Genomic DNA, 1,589 nt, shown 5'->3' with positions numbered 1-1,589 from the left:
ACGAGAACGGTGATCCGGTCAAGGATGACGCGGGCAACCAGGTCACTCGTCCGCGCACGATTTTCCACGCTCCAGCAACGTTTAAGGTTGCTGAGAAGCCTGTTGCTGACACGGTCGAGCCGAAGTACGACAACGAGCTTGTTGTTCCGGGCAAGGAAACGAAGTCCACTCCGACCTTCACCGACAAGGACGACAACGAGGTTAAGACTCCTGAGGGTGCGACGTTTACGATCCCGGAGGACTTCCAGGCTCCTGCTGGCTACAAGGTCGACATTGATGAGAACACCGGTGTCGTCACCGTGACTGTTGATGGTGTTAATAAGGACACTGTTGAGAAGTTTGAGGTTCCGGTCACGGTGACCTACAAGGATGGTTCCTCTGATGAGGTGACCGCGCCGTTCTATCTGGATACTGATGGTGATGGTAAGCCGGACTTTGATGGTGGTTACACCGATAAGGATGGCAACGACGTCGAGGGAGATACCGACGACGACAACGATGGTGTTTCCGATGAGGATGAGAAGAACAAGGGTTCGGATCCGAAGGACAAGAATTCCATCCCGGCGACGGTAGTTACCGATCCGAAGACTGTTGTTGAGGGTCAGGAGACTGATCCGTTTGACACGGCGAAGGATGTTCCGGAAGGCGGCAAGGTCACTGTTGATGGTCTGCCGGATGGTCTGACTGCTGATGAGAACACCGGTAAGGTCACGGGTACCCCGGAGAAGATCACTGACTGGGGCAAGAACGAAGACGGTACGGATGAGGAAGAGCGTGACGTAACTGTCACGGTCACCATCACTGATAAGGACGGCAAGAAGGTTGCCGAGGATAAGAAGGTGATCACGGTTCAGCGTGATACCGATGGTGACGGCATCCCGGATGTCAACGATGATGACGATGACAACGATGGTGTCTCTGATGAGGATGAGAAGAAGGCGGGCACGGATCCGAAGGACCCGAACTCCAAGCCTGAGGATAAGACCCCGGCTCCGTCCATCGTTCCAGGTGAAAAGACCGATGAGGTTCCGGCTGATAACAAGCCGAAGACTTTGGATGACAAGGTCAAGAACCCAACTGACGGTATGACTGGTGATGTCCTGGATAAGGACGACAACCCGATCGAGGACGCCAAGGTTAAGGTTGATCCGAACACTGGCGAGATCAAGGTGACGGTGCCTGAGGGTACTGAGCCGCAGGATGGCAAGGTTGTCGTCAAGGACAAGGATGGCAACAAGGTCGGCGAGATCGACATCAAGATCACCGAGCCTGCTCCGTCCATCGTCCCAGGCAACAATACTGACGTGGTTCCGGCTGATAACAAGCCGAAGACTTTGGATGACAAGGTCAAGAACCCAACTGACGGTATGACTGGTGATGTCCTGGATAAGGACGACAACCCGATCGAGGACGCCAAGGTTAAGGTTGATCCGAACACTGGCGAGATCAAGGTGACGGTGCCTGAGGGTACTGAGCCGCAGGATGGCAAGGTTGTCGTCAAGGACAAGGATGGCAACAAGGTCGGCGAGATCGACGTCAAGATTGTTGACCCGAACTCTGACGCTGCGAAGAACGTCCCGAACTACGGT

General features: G+C 54.6%; 1 protein-coding gene. It reads left to right on the top strand.

The annotated features are described in order from the left end of the window. Positions 1–1,589, top strand: a 1,589-nt coding sequence (locus HMPREF3145_RS11770; protein WP_210384133.1) for a YPDG domain-containing protein, incomplete at both ends; no start/stop codon positions are given.

The organism is Corynebacterium sp. HMSC05C01, assembly GCF_001807155.1.
GTDB classification, from domain to species: Bacteria; Actinomycetota; Actinomycetes; order Mycobacteriales; family Mycobacteriaceae; genus Corynebacterium; species Corynebacterium coyleae.
This window is presented reverse-complemented; position numbering and strand designations above follow the sequence as displayed.